The sequence below is a fragment of the Azovibrio restrictus DSM 23866 genome (assembly GCF_000429665.1).
In the GTDB taxonomy this organism is placed as follows: domain Bacteria; phylum Pseudomonadota; class Gammaproteobacteria; order Burkholderiales; family Rhodocyclaceae; genus Azovibrio; species Azovibrio restrictus.
Map to the genome: position 1 here is coordinate 76,019 of NZ_AUCH01000001.1, position 17,624 is coordinate 93,642.

Sequence of the window (17,624 nt, forward strand, 5' to 3'; positions counted from 1 at the left end):
CCCCAAGGAGCGGTCTGCCACGCGGTAGCCCGCTCTTTTTGTTTGCCCGCCGGGTTAGAATGTCGCGCGCAAATATTGATGTGTTGAGTTGAGATAGAAGAAAGGAAAATATGTTTAATGTCGTGAAAAAGAGCTTTGCCTACGGCGAACATCAGATCACCCTGGAAACCGGTGAAGTCGCCCGCCAGGCCTCTGGTGCCGTCGTCGTCAGCATGGGCGATACCGTGGTGCTGGTCACCGTGGTTGCCGCCAAGTCCGCCAAGCCCGGACAGGATTTCTTCCCCCTTACTGTTGATTATCAGGAAAAGTTTTACGCTGCCGGCCGCATTCCCGGCGGCTTCTTCAAGCGCGAAGGCCGCCCCTCCGAAAAGGAAATCCTGACCTGCCGCCTGATCGACCGTCCCATCCGCCCCCTGTTCCCCGAAGGTTTCTACAACGAAGTCCAGATCGTGGCCACCGTGCTCTCCCTGGACCCTGAAATCGATCCGGACATTCCCGCCATGATCGGCGCCTCCGCCGCCCTGGCCATCTCTGGCGTCCCCTTCAGCGGCCCCATCGGCGCCGCCCGGGTCGGCTACATCAACGGCCAGTACGTGCTTTCCCCCACCGCCAGCCAGCTCAAGGAAAGCCAGCTGGACCTGGTCGTGGCCGGTACCGAAGCCGCCGTGCTGATGGTGGAATCCGAAGCCCAGGAACTGTCCGAGGAAGTGATGCTGGGCGCCGTGGTGTTCGGCCACGAGCAGATGCAGGCCGCCATCAACGCCATCAACGACCTAGTGGAAGAAGCCGGCAAGCCCGAATGGGACTGGCAGGCTCCCGCCAAGGACGAGGCCCTGGCGACCCGCCTGGAGAGCCTGGCCAAGGCCAAGCTGGAAGAGGCCTACAACATCACCGTGAAGCAGACCCGCAGCCAGCAGGTCAAGGAGATCAAGGCTGAAGTGATCGCCGCCCTGTGCGAAGGCGAGAATGCCTACGACGAAGGCCTGGTGGCTGACTACTTCTTCGCCCTGGAAGCCGGCATCGTGCGCGGCCGCATCCTCTCTGGCGCGCCCCGTATCGACGGCCGCGACACCCGCACCGTGCGCCCCATTTCCGTGCGCTCCGGCGTGCTGCCCCGCACCCACGGTTCCGCCCTGTTCACCCGTGGCGAAACCCAGGCCATGGTGGTGGCCACCCTGGGCACCAACCGGGACGAGCAGATCATCGACGCCCTGGGCGGCGAGTACCGGGAGCGCTTCATGCTGCACTACAACATGCCCCCGTTCGCCACCGGCGAATGCGGTCGTGTCGGCTCCCCCAAGCGCCGGGAAATCGGTCACGGCCGTCTGGCCAAGCGGGCCCTGCTGGCCGTGCTGCCCAAGCCCGAAGATTTCTCCTACTCCATGCGCGTGGTCTCCGAAATCACCGAGTCCAACGGCTCCTCCTCCATGGCTTCCGTCTGTGGCGGCTCCCTGGCGCTGATGGACGCCGGCGTGCCCCTCAAGTCCCACGTGGCCGGTATCGCCATGGGCCTGATCAAGGAAGGCAACCGCTTCGCCGTGCTGACCGACATCCTGGGTGACGAAGATCACCTGGGCGACATGGACTTCAAGGTGGCCGGTACCCGCAACGGCGTTTCCGCCCTGCAGATGGACATCAAGATCCAGGGCATCACCAAGGAAATCATGGCCATCGCCCTGGCCCAGGCCAACGAAGCCCGGATGCACATCCTGGGCATCATGGAAGGCTCCATGTCCGGCCACCGGGAAGAGATGTCCGCCTACGCCCCGCGCCTGTACACCTTCAAGATCAATCCGGAAAAGATCCGTGACGTGATCGGCAAGGGCGGCGCCGTGATCCGTGCCCTGACCGAGGAAACCGGCACCACCATCGACATCCAGGACGACGGCACCATCACCATCGCCGCCACCAGCGGTGAGGCTGCTGCTGCCGCCCGGGCCCGTATCGATGCCATCACCGCCGAGGTGGAAGTGGGCAAGATCTACGAAGGCACCGTGCTGAAGATCCTCGACTTCGGTGCCATCGTCAGCGTGCTGCCCGGCAAGGACGGCCTGCTGCACATCTCCCAGATCGCCCAGGAGCGCGTGAACGCCGTCACCGACTACCTCAAGGAAGGTCAGGTGGTGCGCGTCAAGGTGCTGGAAACCGACGACCGGGGCCGCGTCAAGCTGTCCATGAAGGCCGTGGCCGCGGAAGAGGCCGGTGCTGCCGAGGCTCCCGCCCAGCAGTAAGCCGTAATCCACCTGCAGCAGACAAGGGCACCCGGAAGGGTGCCCTTTTTTTGCCTGCCTCCCGCCACCCATCCAACAAAAAAGGAACCCGAAGGTTCCTTTTCTGCGCTTGAAGGCGGGGAGGGCGAATCACTTCGCCATCTGCTTTTCCTTCATCTCATCAAGGGTCTTGCAGTCGATGCAGAGGGTGGCCGTGGGACGGGCCTCCAGACGCTTGATGCCGATTTCCACGCCGCACTTGTCGCAATAGCCATAGTCGCCACTGTCGATGCGGGCCAGGGTCTCGTCGATCTTCTTGATCAGTTTGCGCTCCCGGTCCCGGTTCCGCAGTTCGATGGCAATGTCGGTTTCCTGGCTGGCCCTGTCATTGGGATCAGCGAAGACGGTTGCCTCATCCTGCATGGTATGGACCGTGCGCTCGATATCCTCACTGAGCTCCTTCTTGACGCTCTCCAGCATGGCGCGGAAGTGCTTGAGCTGGTCGGCGCTCATGTAATCCTCGCCGTCCTTGGGCGTATAGGGTGCAAAGTGTTTGTGGAGCAGTTCTTCTGCCATTTATAGCCGTCCCTGATGACGAAAAACGCATTTAATATCAGAAATAGGGACTGGCTGCAAGAAATGGAAAAAAGCGCACGGAAAGACAAGGCTTCCAGGGCTGGGAGGGCTTTTGCAGGGTATTTCTTTTCCTGTTGACGAGCTGCGTCCGGACCTATAGAATGCGCGCTTCTTCGGGGTGTAGCGCAGCCTGGTAGCGCATCTGTTTTGGGAACAGAGGGTCGTGAGTTCGAATCCCACCACCCCGACCAGAACAGCAAGAACAGGTTGCATGTAGTACCCCGGCGAGTCGATTGCAAGGCGCCCGTAGCTCAACTGGATAGAGCAACGGCCTTCTAAGCCGTAGGTTGTGAGTTCGATTCTCGCCGGGCGCGCCAGGAACAATGGCGGCGTTAGCTCAGTTGGTAGAGCACCGGATTGTGGCTCCGGTGGTCGTGGGTTCGATCCCCATACGTCGCCCCAAACAAAAAAACCGGCCTTCGGGCCGGTTTTTCCCTTTCTGCCTCCCCGTTTCCCTTCTGTTTGCCGTTCCGTATCAGGCCTTGTGCTGTCCCTGCAGCTGCTGCCACAGCCAGCTGCCGGCCAGCTCCCTGCCGGTCCGCACGTAGGTCAGGGTCTTTTCGCTGAACAGGGTCAGCCAGAGGTCCCGCCTGGCACTTCCGGTGCCGGCAAAGAGTAGCCAGTCTCCGGGCTGCAGGGAAGTCTCGGGCCCCGGCAGCAGGATGGCACCGCCGTCCCGCTGGAGCAGCAAAGGCAGCAGATTGTTGTTGTTTTCCCGCTGACTCGGGTTTTTGAGCAAATCCCCCAGAAAAACACTGCTTCCCTCCATGACCATGGTCCGATGCAAGGCCCGGGCCTCCTGGGCATTGAGGCGCACATTCCAGACTTCGGGAATTTCCTGGCCAAAGCGCCGCTGCATCTCCTGTTCCAGGGGTTGGGCCCAGGCATCCCCGGCCTGCTGCAGACGCGCCAGAAACAGGGCCAGCAGGGGCGTGGCCAGCAGGGCCAGACACTCCTGGGCGATGATGCGGCTGGGCACCATGCAGATATGGGCCTTGAAGGCCTGGAACAGGATGGAGTTGGCCACCTGGTTCTGGCGCATGACCACGAACAGGCGGGGATTGATCTCCTGGGCCGTCATGGCCACGGAAAGATTGGTCACGTCGTTTTCCGTCCCCACCACGATGCCGACGGCGCCTTCTATCCCGGCTGCCCGCAGGGGCTCGGCCTCGGTACCCATGCCCACCACCTGGAGCTTGTCATGCCCCAGGTCGGAACGGGGGTCGATAATGCTGTAGTCCAGCCCCTCGGCATCGAAGCGCCGGGCCACGGCCTGGCCAAAACGGCCGTAGCCGCAGATCACCCAATGGCCCCGGGGCGGCAGGGGCAGAGGGGAGGGCAGTTGTTGCCCGGCCGTCCCGGTCAGCCGCTCCACCAGCTGGTAACAGACCGGGGAATGCACGGCCAGGGCCAGGTAGTCGGCGAAGCGCTCGAAGGGATTGATGACCTGGTCCGTGCCGAAGGATTTCAGGTTGTCCTCGGTCCGCCGCTGCTCGGCCCGGGCCAGGACCTGGATCGAGGGATTGAGCAGGCGCACGGCAATGGCGATGGCGAGATTGGCCTCATCCGAATTGGTCAGGGCCAGCACCCCCTGGCAGCGGGGATGCTGGAGACCGGCCAAGATCAGGTTTTCCGGCAGCCGGGCATCCAGGGCCAGGGCCGGGGTGTCGGTCTTGAAATCCTCCAGATCCAGTTCCTCCACCCGCTCTTTGCTGGCCTCCAGCACCACGAAGCGCCGTCCCTGCCGGTCCAGGGCCCGGCCCACCAGGCTGCCCGTTTCACCGCAGCCGCAGATCAGCAGGAAGGGCTCCCCCATGCGCCGTACCCGCCAGCGGAAACGGGTGGTGGTCAGGGCATGCTGGAAGCTGGAATCCTGCACCAGCCCCAGGAGAGTGAGGATGGAATAGCTCCAGCCCACCACGGAAAGGTAGATGCAGACGATCACCCAGAGCCGCTGACCATTGGAAAAAGCCTGGGGAATCTCGCCGAAACCGATGGTGGTGGCGGTGTAGCTGATGAAGTAGAAGGCATGAAAGATGGAGAGGGGCGGGGCGCTCCGGCCCTGTTCGTCCACGCCGGGGATCAGGGTGAGCCCGAGGATGGAAACCGCGTAGATGAGGATGAGCAGGATCAGCGGCGCCCGCATGCGCCGCAGGATCAGGAAGAAGACGTTGCCGGCAACCATGGCTCAGCGGCGCATCATGGCGGTCTCCACCACCAGCAGGGTCACCGACACCAGGTTGGCCAGCATGGCGCCCCCGGCCAGGGATACGACGCTGCTGACGGAGGTAGCCGTCATGCCTTCCCCGGTGACATGCACGGCCACGGCCCAGATGATCCCAGCTGCGATCAGCTGCAGGTCGGCCACCAGGCTGGTGGCCAGATGGACGGCGCCGATCTGGGTCCGGTCTCCGAATTTGAGCACCGTGGCAATCAGATTGACCACGATGGCGGCGAACAGCTCATAGACATGGTGATGGGTGGGATTGTCGATATCGCCCACGAAGAAGCCGAAATTGAGGGTGGCGGCCAGGACGATGAAAAACCCGAAAATGACCTTCTCCAGATTCATGGCAGAGGCTTTCCTTTTTATGAGAGGAAAATCAATCATAAGGGAAAACGGGGGGAAAGCTGGTAGCATCGGACCCCGCTTCCGGCCCCCCAACCGGGGGCACCGGATAAAGGAGTCTTGCATGATCGAACTGGGCGTCAATATCGACCACGTGGCCACCCTGCGCCAGGCCCGCCGCACCTGGGAACCGGACCCGGTCTGGGCCGCCGTGGAAGCCCACCTGGGTGGTGCCGAAGGCATCACCATCCACCTGCGCGAAGACCGCCGCCATATCGGCGACGAGGACGTGCGGCGCCTGAAGGAATTGACCCAGGTGAAGCTCAACCTGGAAATGGCGGCCACCGACGAGATGGTGGACATCGCCTGCCGCACCAAGCCCCAGATGGCGATGCTGGTGCCCGAAGGCCGCCACGAGGTGACCACCGAAGGCGGCCTGGACGTGGCCGGGCAGGAAGCCCGCCTGAAGGAAGTGGTGGCCCGCCTGGCCGACGCGGGCATCGTCACCAGCGTATTCATCGACGCCGAACTGCCCCAGGTGGAAGCCGCCGCCCGCATCGGCGCCCGGGTCTGCGAAATCCATACGGGCCCCTATGCCCACGCCTTCCACACCCAGGGGCGCGACGTGGAAGCCCCCGCGGTACTAACCGCGGTGGCCCAGGTGCGCCAGGCCGGCGCAGCCGTCCAGCAACTGGGCATGCGCTTCAATGCCGGGCACGCCCTCAACTATTACAACGTGGGCCCCATCGCAGCCCTGCCCGGGGTGCGCGAACTGCACATCGGCCACGCCATCGTCAGCCGCTCGGTATTCGTGGGCCTGCGCGAAGCGGTGCGGGAAATGAAGGCCCTGATGCAGCGGGCCGCCGCCTGATTCATGATCCACGGCATCGGCACCGACATCGTCGCCGTCAGCCGCCTGGCCCGCCTGCTGGAACGCCACGGCCGCCGGGGCACGGACAAGATCCTGGCGCCCCATGAGCAGGAGGAACTGGCCCAGGCCCGGGAGCCCGCCCGCTTCCTGGCCAAGCGCTGGGCCGCCAAGGAGGCTTTTGCCAAGGCCCTGGGCACCGGAGTCCGCCCGCCGGCGCTGCTGCCCGCCATCGGCGTAGGCCACGACGAGTTGGGCAAACCCTGCTTCATCCTGGGCCCCGAGCTCCAGGCCCTGCTGGACAGCCGCCAGCTCACCCCCCATCTTTCCCTTAGCGACGAGGCGGAATACGCCGTCGCCTACGTGATCCTCGAACGCCCATGACTGAACAAGCCCTTGGCCCCCTGATGATAGACATCCAGGGCACCGTGCTCACCGACCTGGACCGGGAACGCCTGCGCCACCCCCTGGTGGGCGGCATCATCCTGTTTTCCCGCAACTACACGGACCCGGAACAACTCCTCGCCCTGAGCACGGAAATCCATGCCCTGCGCCAGCCGCCGCTGCTGATCGCCGTGGATCATGAAGGCGGACGGGTGCAGCGCTTCCGGGAGGGCTTCACCCGCCTGCCTCCCATGGCCAGCCTGGGCCAGGCCTGGGATGCCGATGCCCCGGGCGCCCTCCGCCTGGCCCGGCAGGTGGGCTACGTGCTGGCTGCCGAACTGCGGGCCCGGGGAGTGGATTTTTCCTTCACCCCGGACCTGGACCTGGACTACGGCCGCTCCAGCGTGATCGGCAGCCGCGCCTTCCATCGCCGCCCGGAAGCGGTGATCGCCCTGGCCGGAGCCCTGATAGAAGGCCTCAGAGCCGCCGGCATGGGCAGCTGCGGCAAGCATTTCCCCGGCCACGGCTGGGTCGAGGCGGACTCCCACCTGGCCATTCCCGTGGATGAGCGCAGTCTCGAAGCCCTGCAGGAAGACATCCGCCCCTACCGGGAGCTGGCCCTGGATGCGGTGATGCCGGCCCACGTGATCTACCCCCGGGTGGATGGCAGCTCCTCGGGCTTCTCCAGGACATGGCACGGCTATCTGCGCCAGGAGCTGGGCTTCGACGGGGTGGTATTCAGCGACGACCTGTCCATGGAAGGCGCCAGCGTGGTGGGCGACACCCTGGCCCGGGTGCAGGCGGCCTATCAGGCAGGCTGCGACATGCTGCTGGTGTGCAATGCCCCGGACCAAGCCGGCGACGTGCTGGCCCGCTGGCAGGTGACACCGGACCCGCTGCGCAGCGCCCGGGTCGCCCGGCTCATGCCCCGGACCCCGGCCCCGAGCTGGCAAGCCCTGCAGGCCGATCCCGACTATCAGGCCGCTGTCGCCGCCATTCAGGCCCTGGCAGTCTGAATCTGACCAGGGCACGGGTAACTCAGGAAGACAAACCGGGAGCAGCGCCACGGCGCGGGCTATCGCGGCGGATGTCGCTGGGGGAACAGCCGAAGCGGCGGCGAAAACGCACGGCGAACTGGGACGGAGACTGGTAGCCCACCTCGCCGGCAATGCGCGTCACCGGCTGCCCCGTGGATTGCAGCAGGGTCAGGGCCGTGGACATGCGCACATCGAGGAGGATTTCCGAGAGGGACGTGTCTTCGGCGGCCAGATGGCGGCGCAGGCTGGCCTCGCTCATGGCGAACTGGGCGGCGACTCCGGGGGAGCGCCATTCCCGCGCCGGATCGCCGGCCAGCAGCCGGCGCACCCGGGGCGCGAACTGGGTATCGTCCAGAATGAGCCGGCCGGCCCCTTCCAGCCAGACCAGCATTTCCAGAGCCCGGTGGCCGACCACGGCATCGGGCAGGGCGGGATCCTCCAGGGATAGGGTCAGGGCCGTGAAGGCCTCGGCAAAAGCCGGCGCCACCGGGCCCAGGGCCACCACCGGCTGGGGCCGTACTCCGGGCGGCGTCCGCCAGCCCTCAAGCAGACCGCGCTCCCAGGCCAGCCAGCGGGCCCGGTAGCTGGCGGCCTCGCCCGGAAAATTGCTCACATCGAAAGCCTGGCCCCCCGCCAGGGCCACCGCCTGCCCGGCCTCGACACGGAAGGTGCCGGCCTCGCCATGCAGGACCTTGCAGCCGGACTCCACCAACACCAGGGTGGGCAGGTCCAGCCACAGGCGCCGGAACTTCAGGGGCTGACGCTGGACGATGCCGCCGGCGACGGCAACACCGGGACGCAGGGCAAAGGTGGGCTGCATGGGGTGCTCCATGGGATCAAGGGGCGATTTTAGAACCGGATCACCCATTCCTGAACGGCCGCCCCCTCAACGGGCGCCGAGGAAGGTGGCACTGGCTTTGCCCAGGCCATGGGCCCAGGCGTAAAAACCCACCAGCGCCGGGGTAGCCCGGGCCGGCAGATCAAGCTGCTCCACCTTCAGGGCATGGACGGTGAACACATAGCGGTGCGCCGGTCCCGGCGGCGGGCAGCTGCCCAGGTAGCCAGGCTCGCCGTTATCCCCGGCGATGCTGCGGGCCCCGGCCGGCAGGGCGCCGCCGGGATTGCCGGCCCCCGCTTCTAGATGATCCGTGTCCGCCGGCAGATTGGCCACCACCCAGTGCCACCAGCCGGAGCCGGTGGGGGCGTCGGGATCGTAGAGGGTGACGACGAAACTCCGGGTGCCGGCCGGGGCACCGCTCCAGCGCAGGGCAGGGGAGACATTGCCGCCGCTGCAGCCGAAACTGTTGGCGTAATGCACGGGAGCCAGCTGCCCGTCGGCGCCGGCATCCACTTCCAGGCGGAACTCTCCGGCCTGGGCCAGGCCGGCGGCGGCCAGCAGGAAGCTGGCCAAGGTAAGACGCAGGGAGGATTTCATGGGGAAGCTCCAGAAGCAGTTGCAGGAGCCTCCAGTCTGCCCCTCCCGGGCCCAGGCGGCCGCTTCGTAGCACGCAAGGATTGTCCCGATCCGCTCAACGGCAGAAAAGGGGAAACCGGAAAAGCAAACGGGCAGCCGCAGCTGCCCGTTCAGTTTGCCCAAAGGCAGGAATTACTTGACCCGGTTGCGGTACTCGTCGGTACGGGTGTCGATTTCGATCTTGTCGCCGATTTCCACGAAGGCGGGCACGGACAGCTCGAAACCGGTGGTGATCTTGGCCGGCTTCATGACCTTGCCGGAGGTATCACCCTTGACGGCGGGCTCGGTGTAGATGACTTCGCGCACCACGGAGGTGGGCAGTTCCACGGAGATGGCCTTTTCGTTGTAGAACACCACTTCGCAGGGCATGCCGTCTTCCAGGTACTTGAGGGCGTCGGTCATGTTGTCCGCTTCCACTTCGTACTGGTTGTAATCGGCGTCCATGAACACGTACATGGGATCGGCGAAGTAGGAGAAGGTCACTTCCTTGCGTTCCAGCTGCACCACCTCGAACTTGTCGTCGGCCTTGTACACGGACTCGGAGGGAGCGCCGGTGAGCAGGTTCTTGAGCTTCATCTTGACCACTGCGGCATTGCGGCCAGACTTGTTGTATTCGGTTTTCTGCACCACCAGCGGGTCGTTACCCACCATGATGACGTTGCCGGAGCGGAGTTCCTGTGCGGTTTTCATGATCTTTCAGAGCGTTAGGCCAAAACAAAACGCGCGATTATACCCGTGATTCACAAAATTTGACGAGGCTCGCAGCCAGGTCCGGGGTGCTCCCGAGTTTTTCGCTCCAGCGCTTCCCGTGCCGGTCCTGGAGCGGCAGGGCCCGGACCAGGGCCTCCCAGTCCGGAGCGGCGTCGGAAGCCCCGTTCCAGCTGCGCCAGAAGGCGGCCAGTGTCTCGCCCCCGGGCCCGGGAGGAAGGCTTTCCGGCAAGGCCAGAAAAGCCTCCAGTTTTTCCAGATGGGCCCCGTCCTCCTGGGCATAAATCTGCCAGACGAAAGGGCGCCCGGCCCACTGGGCCCGCACGAAGGAATCCTCCCCCCGGACAAAATTCAGGTCGCAGCTCCAGAGAAGTTCGTCGTAATCCGCCTGGGACAGGAAGGGGATGGGCACGATGCGGGCCGGTCCCAGCTGCCAGGGGCCATCGCCTCCCAGGCAGCAGCTTGCCGCCGCCAGGGGCTTGCCTGGCGGCACCAGGCAGAGGAGGGGCCGGCTCGACGCGGACCAGGCCCGGAACAGGGCCTCCAGGGGCGCCGTGTCATAACAGAAGAGACTAAGCAGCAGGGTGTCGCTTCCCGCTGCCAGCCCCAGGCGCTGCAACAGGGTCTCCCGGCCGCCAGCGGCCAGAAAGGCGTCGCGCCGGGCCAGCAGCCCCCGCTCCCGCAACAGACCGCCGGTTCCCGGCCCGAAGCCGGGGAAGAAGAAGAACTTCACCAGGGGTAGGCGCGGGTGGGGCGAAGCGGCTCCATGGCAGCCGGCCACCCAGGCTTCGGCGCTCAGGTACTCCAGGTTGATCCAGCAGGGCGGACGGGGGCGGGCCCCCATGGCTTCCAGGTAAGCGGCCGGCGGATCGCAGGCAAAGGCTTCCACCACCACGTCAGCGGCCCCGGGAAGGGCCAGGGCTTCTGTCCAGGCGCCGATGCGCACCCCTTGCACCTCCTGCTCCGCCTGGGCCGGGTCCAGGGCCGGCAGCAGGGGCGCCAGCAAGCCCGGCGCATCCACCAGGAGACGCACGGCCAGACCGTGTTCGGCGGCCAGTTGCCGGGCCAGACGCCAGCAGACCCCCATGTCGCCCAGGTTGTCGATGACCTTGCAGAAGATGTCCCAGCGGGGCCGGGGAGCGGGGCAGGGGGCGGGAGTTTTCATGGGGGTGCATGGTAACATCCGCCCCATGCTCGAACTTGCTCCATCCCGCCTGCGCCCGCTGCCGCCGCCCCTCCGGCCCCGAGCCCGGCCCGATCCCCGGAAGCCGGCATGAGCACTCCCCGCCAGGCCGTACCGGAGGCGCCGGAGGAGCGTCCCCGGCCCGTTGCCCACCCTCCCGTCAGCTTCGATTACAAGGCCTTCCTGCCCACCCTGCCGGACCTGCCCGGGGTGTACCGCATGCTCTCCGCCGAGGACGCGGTGCTCTACGTGGGCAAGGCGAAGAACCTGAAAAAGCGGGTTTCCTCCTATTTCCAGAAGACTCTCTCCAGCCCCCGCATCGCCATGATGGTGAGCCAGATCGCCCGGATCGAGATCACCACCACCCGCTCCGAGGCCGAAGCCCTGCTGCTGGAAAACAACCTGATCAAGAGTCTCTCGCCCCGCTACAACATCCTGTTCCGGGACGACAAGTCCTACCCCTACATCGTCATCACCCGGGATGCCTTCCCGCGCCTGGGCTTCTTCCGCGGCAACCCGGACCGCAAGGCCGACTACTTCGGCCCCTATCCCTCCTCTTCGGCGGTGCGGGACAGCCTCTACCTGCTGCAGAAGATGTTCCGCCTCAGGACCTGCGAGGACTCGGTCTTCGCCAACCGTTCCCGGCCCTGCCTGCTGCACCAGATCAGGCGCTGCAGCGGCCCCTGCATCCCGGGTCTGGTGAGCGCCGAGGATTACGCCCGGGACGTGCAGCTGGCCGCCTGGTTCCTGCTCGGGCGCCAGAACGAAGTGGTCCAGCGCCTCACCCAGGCCATGGAGGCGGCTGCGGCCAACCTGGCCTTCGAGCAGGCCGCCGTGTACCGGGACCAGATCCAGTCCCTGCGCCAGGTTCAGGAAAAGCAGTTCATCGAGAGCCACAAGGGGGAGGATGTGGATGTGATCGTGGCGCTGCGCCAGGCCGGCCAGCTGTGCGTGAACCTGGCCATGATCCGGGGCGGCCGGCACCTGGGGGACCGGCCCCAGTTTCCCGTGCATGGAGGCGACTCCAGCCCCGAGGAGGCGGTGGCCGCCTTCATCGCCCAGCACTATGCCCTGCATCCCGCGCCGGCCCGACTGCTGGCCTCGCCCCTGCCCGACGAGCTGGAAGACACGGCCACCGGACTGGAAGCCGCAGCCGGCCGACCGGTGCCCATCAACGAGGCCCGGGCCGTGACCCACAAGGTGTGGGTGGACATGGCCCTGCAGAACGCGCGGCTAGCCATCACCGCCCGCAACCAGGCCAGCGCCCAGCAGGAGCAGCGGCTGGAAGCCCTGCGCGCAGCCCTGGACCTGGCCGCCCCCCTGGAGCGGATCGAGTGCTTCGACATCAGCCACACCCAGGGGGAGTCGCCGGTGGCCTCCTGCGTCGTCTACCAGGGTAACGGCATGAAGAAGTCCGACTACCGGCGCTTCAACATCCGCGACATCGAACCCGGGGACGATTACGCCGCCATCCGCCAGGCGGTGAGCCGCCGCTACGACAAGCTGGCCGAAGGGGAGGGGATCGCTCCGGACCTGATCCTCATCGACGGGGGCAAGGGCCAGGTGGCCATGGCCGCCGCCGCCCTGGAAGAGCTGGGCCTCGCCCATCTGCCCATGGTCGGCGTCAGCAAGGGGGAAGGGCGCAAGGTGGGGCTGGAATCCCTGGTGTTCCCGGATGGCCGGGAGGCCTTACAATTGGGGGCCGACAACCCGGCCCTGCACCTGGTGGTGGAAATCCGCGACGAAGCCCACCGCTTTGCCCTGACCGGCCACCGGGCCCGACGCAGCAAGACCCGCAACACCTCGCGCCTGGAAGACATCCCCGGCGTCGGCCCCGCCAAGCGCAAGGCCCTGGTCACCCATTTCGGCGGCCTGCCTGGAGTGGCGGCCGCTTCGGTGGAGCAGCTGTCCCAGGCGCCAGGCATCAGCCCGGCCCTGGCCGCAACCATTTACGCCGCATTGCACTGAAAACCGAATAGCCCGCACCCCATGCCCTTCAATCTGCCCATTTTCCTGACCTGGCTGCGCATCCTCGCCATTCCCCTGCTGGTGGTGCTGTATTACCTGCCCCAGGGCTGGCTCCCCGGGCATGAGCGCGACCTGTTCGCCACCCTGCTGTTCATGGGCGCCGCCTTCACCGACTGGCTGGACGGCTACCTGGCCAGGAAGCTCAACCAGACATCCTCCTTCGGCGCCTTCCTGGACCCGGTGGCGGACAAGCTGATCGTCGCCGCCGCCCTGATCATCCTGGTGGAGCTGGACCGCACCAATGCGGTGGTGGCCGCCATCATCATCGGCCGGGAAATCACCATCTCCGCCCTGCGCGAATGGATGGCCAAGATCGGCGCCTCCAAGAACGTGGCCGTCTCCATGCTGGGCAAGATCAAGACCACGGCCCAGATGCTGGCCATCACCCTGCTCCTGTACCGGGAACCCCTGCTGGGCTGGGATTCCCTCCAACTGGGCAACCTGCTGATCTGGGTCGCGGCGCTGCTCACCCTCTGGTCCATGGGCTACTACCTGCACAAGGCCTGGCCCGAAATCGCCAAGCGCACCGGCGCCGGCCTCTGAGCCCCGCAAGGCATGGGGCTTGCTAAAGGCTCCCCATGCTACGTGTACTCATCATCGACGAATCCCGCACCCGGGCAGCCGAACTCTGCGCCGGCCTGGCCCTGGCCGGGCACCAGGTGGCGGCGGTGCTGCCCAGCTCCCAGGACCTGACGGCCCGGATCGAATCCATCAAGCCCGACGTGATCCTGATCGAAACCGACTCCCCCTCCCGGGACACCCTGGAAAACCTGGCGGTGATGGACCGGGAAATGCCCCGGCCGGTGATCATCTTTTCCCAGGAAGGCGACCAGGAAACCATCCGTGCGGCGGTCAAGGCCGGGGTGTCCACCTACATGGTGGACGGGGTGGACCCGGCCCGGCTGCGCTCGGTGATCGACGTGGCGGTGGTCCATTTCGAGGAGCAGCAGGCCCTGAAACAGGAGCTGGCCTCGGCCACCCGCAAGCTCTCGGAGCGCAAGGTGGTGGAGAAGGCCAAGGGCATCCTGATGAAGACCCGTGGCCTGGACGAGGAGGGGGCTTACGGGGCCCTGCGCAAGCTGGCCATGGAACGGGCCAAACCCATGGCGACGGTGGCCCAGGACCTGATCGACATGGCCCAGCTGCTGCTCTGAGCCGCCTGCTGTTGGTGCATTGCAGCAGAGGATCCGCACCGATTCGGGGCGCGGCCTCCGCCTCCGGAAACCCCCTCCCGGATCGTCAAAGCAATAGCAACGCGATGATTTAATTAGGATTTCCAAGAAAAACCAGCAGCTGGCACGGGTTTTGTTTATAGAAGGCCATATCGGGTCAAAGGCGGTCCGGTGGTTTGAGATATTTTGGACAACGGCGTCCATTCGTGGCGGGAACTTTCCGCTGCGGATGTGACGCCGTTTTTTTTCGGGTTTTTTTCAGGAGCTGACCATGAAAGACTTCACCAACGAACCGTCCCCCCTGGGCTCCGAGGAGTTCCAGCCCGCCCGCCGGGACTTCATGCGCCGCACGGCCGCCCTGGGTGGCGCCGCCCTAATCACTTCGGCCGGAGTCGGCACTGCCGGCGGCGCCTGGGCGGCCGGTTCCGACGCCCCGGAGAAGAAGGAACTGAAGGTGGGCTTCATCCCCCTGACCGACTGCGCCTCGGTAGTCATGGCCGCGGTGCAGAAGTTCGACGAGAAATACGGCATCAAGATCATTCCCTCCAAGGAAGCCTCCTGGGCCTCGGTACGGGACAAGCTGGTGAGCGGCGAGCTGGACGCGGCCCACGTGCTCTACGGCCTGGTCTACGGGGTGCACCTGGGCGTCGGCGGCCCCAAGAAGGACATGGCCGTACTCATGACCCTGAACCACAACGGCCAGGGCATCACCCTCTCCAACCAGATGAAGGACAAGGGCGCCACCGACGGCCCCAGCCTGAAGAAGGTGGTGGATGCCAGCCCGGCTGGCACCTACACCTTCGCCCAGACCTTCCCCACCGGCACCCACGCCATGTGGCTCTACTACTGGCTGGCCGCCAACGGCATCAATCCCATGAAGGACGTCAAGAGCATCGTCGTGCCCCCGCCCCAGATGGTGGCCAATGCCCGGGTCGGCAACATGCATGGCTACTGCGTCGGCGAACCCTGGAACCAGCGCGCCATCATGGACAAGGTGGGTTTCTCCGTTGCCACCAGCCAGGAGATCTGGGTGGATCACCCGGAAAAGGTGCTGGGCACCACCGCCGACTGGGTGAACAAATACCCCAACTCGGCCCGGGCCCTGACCGCCGCCATCCTGGAGGCTTCCCGCTGGATCGACAGTTCCAAGTCCAACGTCTACAAGACCGCCGAGACCATCGCCAAGAAGTCCTACGTAAATACGGACATGGACGTGATCCAGGGGCGCCTGCTGGGCCGCTACGAAAATGGCCTGGGCAAGACCTGGGACGATCCCAATCACATGAAGTTCTTCAACGACGGGGCGGTGAATTTCCCCTACCTCTCCGACGGCATGTGGTTCCTGACCCAGCACAAGCGCTGGGGCCTGCTCGACAAGGACCCGGATTACCTGGGCGTGGCCAAGGCCATCAACCGCATCGACATCTACAAGCAGGCCGCCGCCGCCGCCGGGGTCAACCTGCCCAAGAGCGACATGCGCAGCCACAAGCTGATGGATGGCGTGGTCTGGGATGGCAAGGACCCGAAGAAGTACGCCGCCGGCTTCAAGATCAGGGGCTGACCCCCGTTCCACCAGGAGGAGAAATCCCATGACCACGATGACCATGACAGGAGATGCCGCCATGGCAAGCCCCCAAGACGCACCGCTGCGCCCCCCGGCCCCCGGGGCCGCTTTTTCTCACGATACCCAGGCTCCCCTGGCTGCGCCGCAGCCAGGGCTGGCAGCCTCCTCCAGTACCAATGCCGATGCCGAATGGCTGCGCAAGGTGTTCAAGGCCATCCTGCCCCCCATCCTCGGTCTGGCCCTGCTGATCGGCATCTGGTACGTGGGCACGGCCGGCGCCGACGCCCGCATCCCGGGCCCGGGCAAGACCTGGGAAGCGGCGGTGGCCCTGTTCTCCGACCCCTTCTACCGGGAAGGGCCCAATGACCAGGGGATTGGCTGGAACGTGCTGGCCTCCCTGCAGCGGGTGGCCATAGGCTTCGGCATCGCCGCCGCCGTGGGCATTCCCCTGGGCTTCCTGATCGGGCGCTTCGCCACCCTGTCGGCCATGGTGAATCCCATCATCAGCCTGCTGCGGCCCGTGTCGCCCCTGGCCTGGCTGCCCATCGGCCTGCTGGTTTTCCAGCGCGCCGACCCGGCCGCCACCTGGACCATCTTCATCTGTTCCATCTGGCCGATGATCCTCAACACCGCCCAGGGCGTCAGCCGGGTGCCCCAGGACTACCTGAACGTGGCCCGGGTGCTCAACCTGTCGGAGTGGAAGATCTTCACCAAGATCCTCTTCCCCTCCGTGCTGCCCTACATGCTGACCGGCATCCGGCTTTCCATCGGCACCGCCTGGCTGGTGATCGTGGCGGCGGAAATGCTCACCGGCGGCGTCGGCATCGGCTTCTGGGTGTGGGACGAGTGGAACAACCTCAAGGTGGAACACATCATCATCGCCATCTTCGTGATCGGCATCGTCGGCCTGATCCTTGAACAGTGCCTGGTCCTGCTGGCCAAGCGCTTCACCTACGAAACCCGCTGAGTACTGGAGGCAACATCATGAAAAAGATCGTGCAAATCGAGAACGTGGGCCAGACCTTCGATACCAAGAACGGCAAGTTCGTGGCCCTGCGGGACGTGAATCTGGATATCCGCGAAGGGGAGTTCGTCACCCTGATCGGCCATTCGGGCTGCGGCAAATCCACCTTGCTCAACCTGATCGCCGGGCTCACCAAGCCCAGCAGCGGCTCCATGCTCTGCGACGGCCGCGAGATCGCCGGCCCCGGCCCGGAGCGGGCGGTGGTGTTTCAGAACCATTCCCTGCTGCCCTGGCTCACCTGTTACGACAACGTCTACCTGGGCGTGGAGCGGGTGTTCGGCGGCAAGGAAGGCAAGGCCAGGCTGAAGGAACGCACCCATGCCGCCATGGCCCTGGTGGGCCTGAGCCACGCGGAAATCAAGTATCCCCACGAGATTTCCGGCGGCATGAAGCAGCGGGTGGGCATCGCCCGGGCCCTGGCCATGGAACCCAAGATCCTGCTCATGGACGAGCCCTTCGGCGCCCTGGATGCGCTGACCCGGGCCAACCTCCAGGACGAGCTGATGAAGATCATGGCCGCCACCGGCGCCACCACGGTGATGGTCACCCACGACGTGGATGAGGCGGTGCTGCTCTCGGACCGGGTGGTGATGCTCACCAACGGCCCGGCCGCCACCATCGGCGAAATCCTGGACGTGAAGCTGGAACATCCGCGCAACCGCCTGGCCCTGGCCAACGACCCCCACTTCGTCGAATGCCGGGCGGCGATCCTGGAGTTCCTCTACCAGAAGCAGCTGAAAAAAGCCGCCTAGCGCCAGCCCCAGGAG

17 protein-coding genes and 3 tRNA genes are annotated in these 17,624 nt (G+C 65.6%); 13 read left to right on the top strand and 7 right to left on the bottom strand.

Going from position 1 to position 17,624, the window contains the following annotated elements; genetic code table 11:
- Positions 1 to 110: 110 nt before the first annotated feature.
- Positions 111 to 2,231, top strand: coding sequence for a polyribonucleotide nucleotidyltransferase (pnp, locus tag G474_RS0100380; protein ID WP_026685257.1), 2,121 nt, complete (start codon positions 111 to 113; stop codon positions 2,229 to 2,231).
- 129 nt (positions 2,232 to 2,360) lie between these two features.
- On the opposite strand, the gene dksA is transcribed toward pnp, so the two are convergent.
- Positions 2,361 to 2,786 carry an RNA polymerase-binding protein DksA gene (dksA, locus tag G474_RS0100385; RefSeq protein WP_026685258.1) on the bottom strand — a complete coding sequence of 142 codons (426 nt, stop codon included), beginning with the start codon at positions 2,784 to 2,786 and terminating at the stop codon, positions 2,361 to 2,363.
- Between the two features lie 174 nt (positions 2,787 to 2,960).
- Here dksA and G474_RS0100390 point away from each other — a divergent pair.
- The 3 genes from G474_RS0100390 to G474_RS0100400 all read left to right on the top strand — a co-directional run bounded on the left by G474_RS0100390 (position 2,961) and on the right by G474_RS0100400 (position 3,248).
- A tRNA-Pro gene (locus G474_RS0100390) sits at positions 2,961 to 3,037 on the top strand.
- 49 nt (positions 3,038 to 3,086) lie between these two features.
- Positions 3,087 to 3,163, top strand: a tRNA-Arg gene (locus G474_RS0100395).
- A gap of 9 nt (positions 3,164 to 3,172) precedes the next feature.
- A tRNA-His gene (locus tag G474_RS0100400) sits at positions 3,173 to 3,248 on the top strand.
- A 73-nt stretch (positions 3,249 to 3,321) separates the two neighbouring features.
- Here G474_RS0100400 and G474_RS0100405 read toward each other — a convergent pair.
- The gene (locus tag G474_RS0100405; protein WP_026685259.1) at positions 3,322 to 5,031 is read right to left on the bottom strand and encodes a potassium channel family protein; all 1,710 of its coding nucleotides are present in this window, start codon (positions 5,029 to 5,031) and stop codon (positions 3,322 to 3,324) included.
- A gap of 3 nt (positions 5,032 to 5,034) precedes the next feature.
- Positions 5,035 to 5,418: a DUF6394 family protein gene (locus G474_RS0100410; RefSeq protein WP_026685260.1), complete on the bottom strand. Its 384-nt coding sequence runs from the start codon at positions 5,416 to 5,418 to the stop codon at positions 5,035 to 5,037.
- A gap of 121 nt (positions 5,419 to 5,539) precedes the next feature.
- On the opposite strand from G474_RS0100410, the gene G474_RS0100415 reads away from it, so the two are divergent.
- The 3 genes from G474_RS0100415 to nagZ are packed head-to-tail and all read left to right on the top strand — an operon-like array spanning position 5,540 to position 7,683.
- Entirely contained in the window at positions 5,540 to 6,286 is a 747-nt protein-coding gene (locus tag G474_RS0100415) for a pyridoxine 5'-phosphate synthase (protein ID WP_026685261.1), read from the top strand.
- A gap of 3 nt (positions 6,287 to 6,289) precedes the next feature.
- A complete protein-coding gene (gene acpS / locus G474_RS0100420; RefSeq protein ID WP_026685262.1) occupies positions 6,290 to 6,667 on the top strand; it encodes a holo-ACP synthase in 378 nt (125 codons plus the stop codon).
- The gene (gene nagZ, locus G474_RS0100425) at positions 6,664 to 7,683 is read left to right on the top strand and encodes a beta-N-acetylhexosaminidase (protein WP_026685263.1); all 1,020 of its coding nucleotides are present in this window, start codon (positions 6,664 to 6,666) and stop codon (positions 7,681 to 7,683) included. Before acpS ends, nagZ begins: the two co-directional genes overlap by 4 nt.
- A 22-nt stretch (positions 7,684 to 7,705) precedes the next feature.
- Here nagZ and G474_RS0100430 read toward each other — a convergent pair whose 3' ends face one another.
- From G474_RS0100430 to earP, 4 genes are all read right to left on the bottom strand, one after another.
- On the bottom strand, positions 7,706 to 8,524 hold the full coding sequence (locus tag G474_RS0100430; RefSeq protein WP_026685264.1) for a helix-turn-helix transcriptional regulator: 819 nt from the start codon (positions 8,522 to 8,524) through the stop codon (positions 7,706 to 7,708).
- Between the two features lie 66 nt (positions 8,525 to 8,590).
- Positions 8,591 to 9,139: a YbhB/YbcL family Raf kinase inhibitor-like protein gene (locus G474_RS0100435; protein ID WP_026685265.1), complete on the bottom strand. Its 549-nt coding sequence runs from the start codon at positions 9,137 to 9,139 to the stop codon at positions 8,591 to 8,593.
- A gap of 171 nt (positions 9,140 to 9,310) precedes the next feature.
- Positions 9,311 to 9,868: an elongation factor P gene (efp, locus tag G474_RS0100440; RefSeq protein ID WP_026685266.1), complete on the bottom strand. Its 558-nt coding sequence runs from the start codon at positions 9,866 to 9,868 to the stop codon at positions 9,311 to 9,313.
- A 37-nt stretch (positions 9,869 to 9,905) separates the two neighbouring features.
- Positions 9,906 to 11,051 carry an elongation factor P maturation arginine rhamnosyltransferase EarP gene (earP, locus tag G474_RS0100445; RefSeq protein WP_156919091.1) on the bottom strand — a complete coding sequence of 382 codons (1,146 nt, stop codon included), beginning with the start codon at positions 11,049 to 11,051 and terminating at the stop codon, positions 9,906 to 9,908.
- A gap of 108 nt (positions 11,052 to 11,159) precedes the next feature.
- On the opposite strand from earP, the gene uvrC reads away from it, so the two are divergent.
- The 6 genes from uvrC to G474_RS0100475 all read left to right on the top strand — a co-directional run bounded on the left by uvrC (position 11,160) and on the right by G474_RS0100475 (position 17,609).
- Positions 11,160 to 13,037, top strand: coding sequence for an excinuclease ABC subunit UvrC (gene uvrC / locus G474_RS0100450; RefSeq protein WP_084513491.1), 1,878 nt, complete (start codon positions 11,160 to 11,162; stop codon positions 13,035 to 13,037).
- 21 nt (positions 13,038 to 13,058) lie between these two features.
- The gene (pgsA, locus tag G474_RS0100455) at positions 13,059 to 13,640 is read left to right on the top strand and encodes a CDP-diacylglycerol--glycerol-3-phosphate 3-phosphatidyltransferase (protein ID WP_026685269.1); all 582 of its coding nucleotides are present in this window, start codon (positions 13,059 to 13,061) and stop codon (positions 13,638 to 13,640) included.
- A gap of 35 nt (positions 13,641 to 13,675) precedes the next feature.
- A complete protein-coding gene (locus G474_RS0100460) occupies positions 13,676 to 14,251 on the top strand; it encodes an ANTAR domain-containing response regulator (RefSeq protein WP_026685270.1) in 576 nt (191 codons plus the stop codon).
- A gap of 289 nt (positions 14,252 to 14,540) precedes the next feature.
- Positions 14,541 to 15,830: a CmpA/NrtA family ABC transporter substrate-binding protein gene (locus G474_RS0100465; protein WP_051281595.1), complete on the top strand. Its 1,290-nt coding sequence runs from the start codon at positions 14,541 to 14,543 to the stop codon at positions 15,828 to 15,830.
- Positions 15,831 to 15,891: 61 nt separating this feature from the next.
- Complete coding sequence (ntrB, locus tag G474_RS0100470; protein ID WP_156919092.1) at positions 15,892 to 16,800, top strand: nitrate ABC transporter permease; 909 nt, start codon at positions 15,892 to 15,894, stop codon at positions 16,798 to 16,800.
- A 17-nt stretch (positions 16,801 to 16,817) separates the two neighbouring features.
- The gene (locus tag G474_RS0100475; RefSeq protein WP_211228032.1) at positions 16,818 to 17,609 is read left to right on the top strand and encodes an ABC transporter ATP-binding protein; all 792 of its coding nucleotides are present in this window, start codon (positions 16,818 to 16,820) and stop codon (positions 17,607 to 17,609) included.
- The last annotated feature ends 15 nt before the right edge of the window (positions 17,610 to 17,624 follow it).

Coding starts and splice junctions, on each gene's coding strand:
- pnp (WP_026685257.1), top strand. CDS start 111: ATGTTTAATGTCGTGAAAAAGAGCTTTGCCTACGGCGAACATCAGATC.
- dksA (WP_026685258.1), bottom strand. CDS start 2,786: ATGGCAGAAGAACTGCTCCACAAACACTTTGCACCCTATACGCCCAAG.
- G474_RS0100405 (WP_026685259.1), bottom strand. CDS start 5,031: ATGGTTGCCGGCAACGTCTTCTTCCTGATCCTGCGGCGCATGCGGGCG.
- G474_RS0100410 (WP_026685260.1), bottom strand. CDS start 5,418: ATGAATCTGGAGAAGGTCATTTTCGGGTTTTTCATCGTCCTGGCCGCC.
- G474_RS0100415 (WP_026685261.1), top strand. CDS start 5,540: ATGATCGAACTGGGCGTCAATATCGACCACGTGGCCACCCTGCGCCAG.
- acpS (WP_026685262.1), top strand. CDS start 6,290: ATGATCCACGGCATCGGCACCGACATCGTCGCCGTCAGCCGCCTGGCC.
- nagZ (WP_026685263.1), top strand. CDS start 6,664: ATGACTGAACAAGCCCTTGGCCCCCTGATGATAGACATCCAGGGCACC.
- G474_RS0100430 (WP_026685264.1), bottom strand. CDS start 8,524: ATGCAGCCCACCTTTGCCCTGCGTCCCGGTGTTGCCGTCGCCGGCGGC.
- G474_RS0100435 (WP_026685265.1), bottom strand. CDS start 9,139: ATGAAATCCTCCCTGCGTCTTACCTTGGCCAGCTTCCTGCTGGCCGCC.
- efp (WP_026685266.1), bottom strand. CDS start 9,868: ATGAAAACCGCACAGGAACTCCGCTCCGGCAACGTCATCATGGTGGGT.
- earP (WP_156919091.1), bottom strand. CDS start 11,051: ATGAAAACTCCCGCCCCCTGCCCCGCTCCCCGGCCCCGCTGGGACATC.
- uvrC (WP_084513491.1), top strand. CDS start 11,160: ATGAGCACTCCCCGCCAGGCCGTACCGGAGGCGCCGGAGGAGCGTCCC.
- pgsA (WP_026685269.1), top strand. CDS start 13,059: ATGCCCTTCAATCTGCCCATTTTCCTGACCTGGCTGCGCATCCTCGCC.
- G474_RS0100460 (WP_026685270.1), top strand. CDS start 13,676: ATGCTACGTGTACTCATCATCGACGAATCCCGCACCCGGGCAGCCGAA.
- G474_RS0100465 (WP_051281595.1), top strand. CDS start 14,541: ATGAAAGACTTCACCAACGAACCGTCCCCCCTGGGCTCCGAGGAGTTC.
- ntrB (WP_156919092.1), top strand. CDS start 15,892: ATGGCAAGCCCCCAAGACGCACCGCTGCGCCCCCCGGCCCCCGGGGCC.
- G474_RS0100475 (WP_211228032.1), top strand. CDS start 16,818: ATGAAAAAGATCGTGCAAATCGAGAACGTGGGCCAGACCTTCGATACC.